At 43.1% G+C, this 8,527-nt stretch carries 8 protein-coding genes and 1 pseudogene; 4 read left to right on the top strand and 5 right to left on the bottom strand.

What is annotated here, in order from left to right; all coding sequences use genetic code 11:
• Together psbA and V7K41_RS07345 are read left to right on the top strand one after the other, a co-directional pair.
• Nucleotides 1-1,068: photosystem II q(b) protein (gene psbA, locus V7K41_RS07340; RefSeq protein WP_334846845.1), on the top strand; the 1,068-nt coding region annotated here is incomplete at its 5' end.
• A gap of 242 nt (nt 1,069-1,310) precedes the next feature.
• A complete protein-coding gene (locus V7K41_RS07345; protein ID WP_334846847.1) occupies nt 1,311-1,937 on the top strand; it encodes a chloramphenicol phosphotransferase CPT family protein in 627 nt (208 codons plus the stop codon).
• A 114-nt stretch (nt 1,938-2,051) separates the two neighbouring features.
• Here the strand turns inward: V7K41_RS07345 and V7K41_RS07350 are convergent, their stop codons facing one another.
• From V7K41_RS07350 to psb27, 3 genes and pseudogenes are all read right to left on the bottom strand, one after another.
• A complete protein-coding gene (locus V7K41_RS07350; RefSeq protein WP_334846848.1) occupies nt 2,052-3,551 on the bottom strand; it encodes a family 10 glycosylhydrolase in 1,500 nt (499 codons plus the stop codon).
• 445 nt (nt 3,552-3,996) lie between these two features.
• A pseudogene (locus V7K41_RS07355) lies at nt 3,997-4,193 on the bottom strand (IS5/IS1182 family transposase); the annotation flags it as partial.
• Nucleotides 4,194-4,525: 332 nt separating this feature from the next.
• A complete protein-coding gene (psb27, locus tag V7K41_RS07360) occupies nt 4,526-4,930 on the bottom strand; it encodes a photosystem II protein Psb27 (RefSeq protein ID WP_190240755.1) in 405 nt (134 codons plus the stop codon).
• Nucleotides 4,931-5,232: 302 nt separating this feature from the next.
• Here psb27 and V7K41_RS32830 point away from each other — a divergent pair, with 302 nt between their 5' ends.
• Nucleotides 5,233-5,379, top strand: coding sequence for a PEP-CTERM sorting domain-containing protein (locus V7K41_RS32830; protein WP_442943148.1), 147 nt, complete (start codon nt 5,233-5,235; stop codon nt 5,377-5,379).
• A 145-nt stretch (nt 5,380-5,524) separates the two neighbouring features.
• On the opposite strand, the gene cofH is transcribed toward V7K41_RS32830, so the two are convergent.
• A complete protein-coding gene (cofH, locus tag V7K41_RS07365; RefSeq protein WP_334846850.1) occupies nt 5,525-6,667 on the bottom strand; it encodes a 7,8-didemethyl-8-hydroxy-5-deazariboflavin synthase subunit CofH in 1,143 nt (380 codons plus the stop codon).
• Between the two features lie 171 nt (nt 6,668-6,838).
• On the opposite strand from cofH, the gene V7K41_RS07370 reads away from it, so the two are divergent.
• The gene (locus V7K41_RS07370) at nt 6,839-7,024 is read left to right on the top strand and encodes a hypothetical protein (RefSeq protein ID WP_334846852.1); all 186 of its coding nucleotides are present in this window, start codon (nt 6,839-6,841) and stop codon (nt 7,022-7,024) included.
• 107 nt (nt 7,025-7,131) lie between these two features.
• Here V7K41_RS07370 and V7K41_RS07375 read toward each other — a convergent pair whose 3' ends face one another.
• Entirely contained in the window at nt 7,132-8,298 is a 1,167-nt protein-coding gene (locus V7K41_RS07375) for a hypothetical protein (RefSeq protein ID WP_334846854.1), read from the bottom strand.
• Nucleotides 8,299-8,527 lie beyond the last annotated feature (229 nt).

Consider the following 8,527-nt stretch of genomic DNA (forward strand, 5'->3'; position numbering starts at 1 on the left):
CAACAGCGCTCAAGCGCCAACGTATGGGATCGATTCTGCGAATGGATCACCAGCACCAATAACCGGATCTACATCGGTTGGTTCGGCGTAGTAATGATCCCTACCCTGCTAGCCGCCACCGCTTGCTTCGTAATCGCCTTCATCGCTGCACCTCCAGTAGACATCGATGGTATCCGCGAACCAGTAGCAGGTTCCTTGATTTACGGAAACAACATCATCTCTGGTGCAGTAGTACCTTCCTCCAACGCCATCGGTTTGCACTTCTACCCAATTTGGGAAGCAGCATCTCTTGATGAGTGGTTGTACAACGGCGGTCCTTACCAACTGGTAATCTTCCACTTCCTGATTGGCGTATTCTGCTACATGGGTCGTGAATGGGAACTATCCTACCGCTTAGGAATGCGCCCTTGGATTGCGATCGCATACTCAGCACCAGTAGCAGCAGCAAGTGCAGTATTCTTGGTATACCCCATCGGACAAGGTTCATTCTCTGATGGTATGCCTTTGGGAATAAGCGGAACATTCAACTTCATGATTGTGTTCCAAGCAGAACACAACATCTTGATGCACCCCTTCCACCAATTAGGTGTAGCAGGTGTATTTGGCGGAAGTTTGTTCAGTGCAATGCACGGATCACTAGTAACTTCTTCTTTGGTTCGTGAAACCACCGAAACCGAGTCCCTTAACTACGGTTACAAATTCGGTCAAGAAGAAGAAACCTACAACATCGTTGCAGCCCACGGCTACTTCGGTCGTCTAATCTTCCAATACGCTTCTTTCAACAACAGCCGTTCATTGCACTTCTTCTTAGCAGCATGGCCTGTAATCGGTATCTGGTTCACCGCCTTGGGTGTCAGCACAATGGCGTTCAACTTGAACGGTTTCAACTTCAACCAATCAATCATTGATTCTGAAGGTCGTGTCATCAGCACCTGGGCAGATGTAATCAACCGCGCTAACCTGGGTATGGAAGTAATGCACGAGCGTAACGCTCACAACTTCCCTCTAGATTTGGCGGCTGGTGATGTTGCTCCTGTAGCTCTTACCGCTCCTGCTATCAACGGTTAATTCTGAAGTTTCGCTAAATCAAAAAACGCTCTCCGCAAAAGGAGAGCGTTTTTTGTTTAAATGTGTAGAATTCGCTATCCTTTTGTTAAAAAGCATACTTCCACTTCATATAAATCAGCGCAGAAATCTGCTTGATTTCTCATCTTTTACATTTTTTGCATTGGTTCTTCTCAACTCAGCTTCCCTGAGTCATTTTGTGCTTCTTAGTATAAAGTACAGATATAAGGATGTGAGGAGCAATCATGGGGCAGACACAGGAGCTAGGACAGATTATCATCCTGAATGGTGTTCCGCGATCGGGGAAGTCAAGCATTGTCGCAGTGATTCAGGAGACATTTGATGGTCTATGGATGAATTTGGGTGTTGATAGGTTTATGCAAATGACTCCCGCACGATACCTGCCTGGGATCGGTCTGCGGCCAGGGGGAGAACGCCAGGACATCGAACCCCTTGTTCCCATTCTTTACAGCGCCATGTATGAGTCTATCGCTGCCCACAGCTGCTTGGGTCTAAATGTAGTGGTTGATGTCGGACACCATGACGCCTACGCAATGAAGCGGGGCATTCTGGCTGATAGTGCCCGACGTTTGAAAGGATTACCAGTCTTGTTTGTAGGCGTTCACTGCCCCATCGAGATTGTTATGGAACGACGACAAAACATGGGGTGGAACGTGGGAAGTACAGCCGACTCCCCCATACCACATCCAGTTCAGTTATGGCAACGTGAAGTTCACATCCCTGGCATCTATGACCTTGAAGTTGATACCTCTTTATTAAGCCCAGGTGCGTGTGCCGAGATGATACGCCAGCACCTCGCAGATAGTCCAACACCGTCGGCATTCCAACGACTCGCTGCACACTATACTTAAGCTGTAGTTATGAATGTGTTCACTATATTTGATATGAATTTGTAAAGTGGGTGATTCTATAAGTTGAAAGTTGAAAGGGAAATTCAATCCCTTTTCACTAATTCTCCAAAAAGTTTACTTAACTCGACAGAATTTGCGATCGCTATCATTCTGAGGATATTGCCAAGAATAGGCAAAGTGGCTAACTCCCTTCAGTTGAGGGGCAAATTGTCGAAGTGCCTGCATTTGCACTTCTAGGGATGGACGATTACTAACAGATTTTCCCCACTGACCAGCTAAAGCCGGGATTATCTGCGTACCCGGTTTTGCCATACTCAAAACCCGTTGCACTTGCGACACGATACAACTAACATTACCGCAATTCCCATAAGCCATAGGATGCCACTCTAATGTATTGGGAAACCGATCCCAAGGTTGCAAACGGGAATCATACCCTTGTCCGACAGTTTGGTTGCCATCAGGAAAAAACACGACTCCCGTAGAAATACCTTGCTGCTTTGCTGGGTAACTAGCGATGGTGACAAAATCTAGAATTCCTTGCATGGCGTGGGCAACTGCTAGCTGCCACAACTCCCATTGTAAAACTGGTTGTCTATCGGTTGCAGACAGGATTGACTTTTGCGCTAGTGGGAGAGTGCGTCCTTGCCAGAGGGGTTCCCCTTCCTGGGGATAAAGTTTATCAACTTCCGCTACATCTCCGACGCTGACGAATCCCCTACTCAAAAAGCGGCGAATCAAGTCCAGCCCTTTGTAATTCTGTGCCCGTTTAAATAAAGCTTCTTGGGTTGCAGGAGTAAATAGCCATAAATCTGAAACTTTGGTGGCGATAGAATCACTTCCAGCTTGGCGAGGATAGCGCACGTAATCCAATAGCAAGCCATCTGGGCGACGGCGCAAAACTTGTTGTACTAATTGGTAATAATCGCGTTTTGCTTGCAGGTTGTAGGGATCGATAAATAATTGAGAGCCATTATCTACCACATATAGGCTGGTTTGACCTTTGCCATTACGAGCGATCGCACTTTCTCTATCTGGACGCTGGGCGTAAGTATAGCCGAAATTTGTGGTAAACATCCAGGCATAGACCTTCAAACCACGTTGCCGACCTTTTTTAATTGCCGTAGCGAGTATATCGATATTTTCTGCCCCTGGAGTGCGAATCACAGCAGGCCAAACCGTCGGGTTAGCTTTTGCTGGTAAAAGTACCTGCCCATCGTAAAATACTTCTATATAAACTTGGTTATAGCCACGATTAACAATCCGATCCATAATCTGATCGATTATTCCTGGCTGAATGTCGCAGGGATACAAGCGTAACCAAATGGCTTGGGTTTGCGGCCAAGTCCGAGAGCGACATTCCTTTAATTTCTGTGCTTGTTCTTGTATTATGCTTTGGTAGCGCGTTTGAGCATCTTGTTTGCCTTTGAGGGCTGACAAACGTAAGTTTTCTTTTTGTTCGACCGCCGCTGATGATAACTGACAATACTCAGTTACTTGCGCCCTTGCTGGTTCGCTTCCCAAGTTTGGGAGCAACAAACTACTAGTAAAAACAACAGCGAATAAGCGCCGCCAAAATAATATCGATCTTGCAACGTTCAAAGGACAGTTAGACATACCCACCAGTAGATGAACAAATTCAAAAAAGTTTCAGACAGGGATTTAAACTCCGACTGTAGCTTGCTTCCCGCAGGGGTAACTGAGCAAAGCCGGAGTGGCTCTGACTCTGAGCTACGTGTTAACGTTCGGTCTTAAAGCCTTTAATTTGCGATAATAATCGATCCCAACTCAAATAATTGTGGACAACGTGTATCGAATTATATAGTTAAACACTAAGGGTTTTAAAACCTATTTTTTCAAGACTCCGAAAGGTCTATTTCTGTTGCCGTATTTTTGTATAGCGGTTCCCAGTGTATGAAGTAGATATTAAAACTTCACCTCTAATGCTAATGCGTCAGCTGCATTAAAAACGCTACGCGAATGTGTCCTTCTTTGCAAAACAGTGCGTGATAGCAGTAGCTTGCACTAAGAGGGTGTTTGAAAAGTTTTGAGTAGTCAAATTTTATGCTAATCGCCTCACCACGATCCGGATCGTGGCAAAGTAAATAAACGTCTCCGATGTTTGGGGCAATAACTCATAATCTCTGACCAATCGCCGACACCCGATTAGCCAACCAAAAGTATGCTCAACCACGAAGGCGTTTTTTGAGCAATACAAAGCATGAGAGTTTCTTGCGGTCGCAGAACCACCAGCACAATCCGCGGGTCAGATTGCTAGGGTATGTTTTACTCATGTTGCTCTCTCAGTGCTGTCTACTATCTATTCACAGCTTATACTGAGAGAGCTTTTTTACCATCCTTCCGACTTTTGAAACAACCTCTAAGCCTCTCTGCATCTATGTTGTAATCAAATTGACCTTGACAAAGAGTTAAGCCTTAACCCAAGCGTATTGGCTTTTAGCTAGGAGAGTGTCAATCAGGTTAGTTGAAAATTTCAAACTCAGGATTATATGAAATTGACAAACAAAATAGTCAGGTGTCAAAACTTTTGATTCCTGACTATTGATGATGGAGTAAGCAATAGTTAATAGCTAACCGCCACGTTTCAACGCCGTCTCTACCTGCTGCAACTCTTTCTCTAGACGATTTTTGAGTTTTTCGGGTACGGGACGATTTGGGTAAGAACTGTAGTGGCCAGCTAAGGAATTGAGGGCTGTTCGTATGGTTGTAAACGAGCCAAGACCAGAAACAGAGTTAACTCGCTGGTAGCGAGCTGAAAAGTCATTAATTTTTTGACGCGCTTCTGCTTGAATTGCTGCTTTGTCTGGTGAATCTTGTGAAAGATCCAGAGCTTGTCTCATAATATTGACCACAGCTAAGGTGTCTTGACGATAATCCCCAGTCAAACTATCTGGACTGCCAGAACAACCCATTAAGCCGATAGCTACAACCAAAACCAGCGCAAGCAAACGCGACCAATAGCGCTTCATATGCATTAAGTAAAAGAATACGTAAATCAACGTCCATCCTATCTTGGATTGGTAACTTGGGGATCAATTGAATGTGGGGTGGGAAGTGGGGAGTGAGGAGAAACGCGATTAATCGCGTCTGTACTAGGGAGTTAACAGGTTGAACATGGGGGGTTTTCTGATGACGATACCCATGTTGGATTGATTGCTGCTAGCGGGATTTTAGCTTCTGGACTCAAAGGTACAATCCAAACACAGGCGGTAAAAACAACTCAAGTAGCTGTTACGGCTATGCGTTGGGGTTAAATCCTGATTTATTACAGGGTGCGGTGAAGGAAGGTACTAAAAAATTACCAGGGTTAGGAATTTCTAATACTCATACAGTACCAGAGCCAAATACAAGTCTTGGCTTATTATCTTTTATGGGCTTGATGTTAACTGTTTTTCTATGGAGACAACGCAAGCAAATCAGTTAAGCGTTGAAGATTAGCTTTTTTAAGCTGACTCGTAAAATTTGTTTTTTCTATTTGATCGCTCTGTGCCTTTGTGGTTGAAAATCAATTTATTTAACCACAGAGGCACAGAGAACACAGAGTAAGGACATTGAGGGGAATTTTTTTCCTAACTCCTAATTTTATGATAAAGAGTATCTCGTTGTTGGTAAGGTCTTGCTAAAGAAGCGATCGCAGTTTGTAAGGTTTCCACTTCCATACACGTACCACCCAAAGCACCTGCCATTGTGGTAATATGCTCCTCCATCAAAGTGCCGCCGATATCGTTGCAACCCCAAGTTAAGGCTTCTGTCGCACCTGCAAGCCCCAGTTTTACCCAACTCTGCTGATGGTTGGGAATCCAATTACCTAAGTAAATCCGCGCTACAGCCCCTAATAGCAGTGCATCGGTTAAAACTGGTTGATCGCGTCCAACACGGCGACGTAAAGATTTGGGTGCTTCTTGGCCAACAAAGGGTAATAAAATAAACTCTGTGATCCTTGCTGGATATCCCTGATTAATGGCGGTTTTTTGGAGCGCTCGCAATTTTTCTAAATGTCCGATTTGCTGTTCGTGGGTTTCAATATGCCCAGATAACATGGTGCTAGTGGTATGCAAACCTAATTTGTGAGCGGTGCTAACAATTTCTAGCCAAGTGGCTGTGTCAATCTTCTCTGGACACAATATCCGCCTTACTTCATCGTCTAATACTTCAGCTGCTGTTCCCGGCATTGAGCCAACACCAGCATCGCGCAAAGCAGTAATCACCTCAGGATATTCCAGTCCGTCAAGTCTGGCGATAAATTGTACTTCTTGGGGAGAGAAAGCGTGAAGGTGTATCTGAGGAAATTCCTGTTTGATGGTTTCTACGACTTTGAGATAATAGGGCAAAGATTTACCATTTATCTGCGCTTGTGGATTTAACCCCCCTTGCATACAGATTTCTGTCGCACCCCGTTGTACTGCATTTGTCGCTTTTTCCAAAATTTGCGCCGAATCTAACCAGTATGCATCGGCATCACTATTATCTCGACGGAAAGCACAAAAACTACAGTGCTGCTCACAAATGTTAGTAAAGTTGATATTACGGTTAATTATGTATGTGACATTATCGCCTGCTTGAGTGTGGCGGAGTGTGTCGGATGTAGTACGTATTGCTGCGATCGCTTCTGGCTCAGTTTGTTGTAACAATACCACTCCCTCTTCGGGAGATAAGTCGTATCCCATCAAAGCACGTTCCAGAATTGTTTCAAATGCAATTTTTGTCAGCATTACTTTCTTAATTTCTCGGTAAATATTAATTTTACGAGCTTGTAAATAATAAAATTCTACTTAATAAATATACTAATTTATCGAAAATCCCAAGCTTGAACATAAGTTTTATCTTTAAAGCTATTACAATCGCTTCCCTTGCCCGATCGCACTACCTTTTTATAGTTCAATATGTTTCAGTTAGCGCCAAAAACCTTAAATGGTGTAGGTTGGGAAGCCACTGCGCCCTTGCGGTTTACCGACTTCAAGCAAGTGGCGTTTGAGAAACGAAATCCAACTTTTCCGGGGCTTTGTTGTATTGCACTTTGCTTAACCCAACCTACAATTTTTCACAAAGCCAAGCGGATTTTTTTCTAGTTTATACAACCTATTAAAAAAAAATAGTGTGGTTTTACCACAACTATTTTGATTGATTAATCTACATCTTTGTATTAGCAGGAATCTTTAGTAAAACTCTGATATTACTAATTTGTCCTTGGTTGTAGTTTTCGTCGATGTTGTATTAGCAATCCAATCGCCATGCCAATACCGACAAAGGCTGTAAAGTAAAATAAACCAATCAATCGAATGTAAATTGGTGGTGCGATCGCTTCAACTTCAACTTCTTGCGCTACCTTCACTGGTGTAAATTGACGGCTAGATCCTGGTAGAGGAGTTGCTTCCACCTCGATTTTGTGGGGTGAACCATCAAAAAACTGTTCAAGCCATGTTAACTTACCTTGTTCGTCAGGAATACCTTTGTAGTCAAAAACTGTTAAATTATGTTCTGTGGCGATCGCTTTTACCTGCAATGCTACATTTGCGGGCTGTCCGGTTGCAGCATCTTTCACCTGTAACGCTAAATTCGCAAGTTTTCCGACAGTTGCATTTTTATCTCCCTCAAGGTTAATTTCTAATCCCTGAGATTTTTGAGATGATGGTGCTATCGTTTCAGTACTACTTGAGTGGTGTTCGCTGCCATGAGCTTCTGCAACTTCTGCACTAATGTTGATAACTAATAGGGTTATTATAGCGACTACTGTTAATGCACTTAATAAAAGGCGGACTGACTGTGGTGCAATTTCTCCTTGTTGTAGTTCTTCTTGTCCGCCAATAATCCAACCACCTAACAATCCAAGCGATAGTAAGATAGCTGCGATCGCAACAAAATATTTATATTTGATTGGATTTTCGCGGATATTCAGACTTAAGGTTTGTTCATAAGCAGCAAAAGTATTTGCTACCAAAGGTGACACTTTAACTAGCAGTTGGTAATTACCACGGATAGGTAACATCTGCTGTATTTCTAGCTTACCATCAGGTGCAGTGGCACTCATTTGCAACAATTTTGTTCCCTCGACAATGGGAAAATCTGTTGTTAACCAAGGATTACGCGGCGGCGTCAAAATTTGTAAATTAATTTTGGCATTTGCTAAAGATTTACCCGCAGCATCAACAGCTTGTAAAGTTAAAGTAACAGGAGATTGTGGTTTTTCTGCTTCTGCTTCAAAAGGAAGAATACGTTCTAAAGGTGGGTTGGTGGAAAGTAGAACTCTGGGTGTAGGAACTTGGGAATTTCCTACAAAAGAATAAAGAATTGATAAAACAATGCAAACAGCACTGATAACTCCAAAAAGTCGATATTTTTTCATAAAAACTTCCGGTAAATGTGAAACTCGTGTCATTTCTGCAACTGAAACTTTCATAGCAGTGGATGAAAGTTACTCCAGATTATTATTAAGTAAAAGAATTGCAATCAAAGAAGTAGTCATAATTCAGACATCATCAATTAAGTCAAGGTGATGTAGAGATGCTTTATTTATCATCTCTACAAAACCTAAAATTTATTTCCCAACAAAAACCCTGGCGCGAAATCTGCGC

It is taken from the genome of Nostoc sp., assembly GCF_036917415.1.
GTDB lineage: Bacteria > Cyanobacteriota > Cyanobacteriia > Cyanobacteriales > Nostocaceae > Nostoc.

What these genes read in the sequence shown, in the direction of transcription:
- psb27 (WP_190240755.1), bottom strand. Translation starts at nt 4,930, where the DNA reads ATGCATATGAAGCGCTATTGGTCGCGTTTGCTTGCGCTGGTTTTGGTT.
- V7K41_RS07375 (WP_334846854.1), bottom strand. Translation starts at nt 8,298, where the DNA reads ATGAAAAAATATCGACTTTTTGGAGTTATCAGTGCTGTTTGCATTGTT.
- cofH (WP_334846850.1), bottom strand. Translation starts at nt 6,667, where the DNA reads ATGCTGACAAAAATTGCATTTGAAACAATTCTGGAACGTGCTTTGATG.
- V7K41_RS07350 (WP_334846848.1), bottom strand. Translation starts at nt 3,551, where the DNA reads ATGTCTAACTGTCCTTTGAACGTTGCAAGATCGATATTATTTTGGCGG.
- V7K41_RS07370 (WP_334846852.1), top strand. Translation starts at nt 6,839, where the DNA reads ATGTTTCAGTTAGCGCCAAAAACCTTAAATGGTGTAGGTTGGGAAGCC.
- V7K41_RS07345 (WP_334846847.1), top strand. Translation starts at nt 1,311, where the DNA reads ATGGGGCAGACACAGGAGCTAGGACAGATTATCATCCTGAATGGTGTT.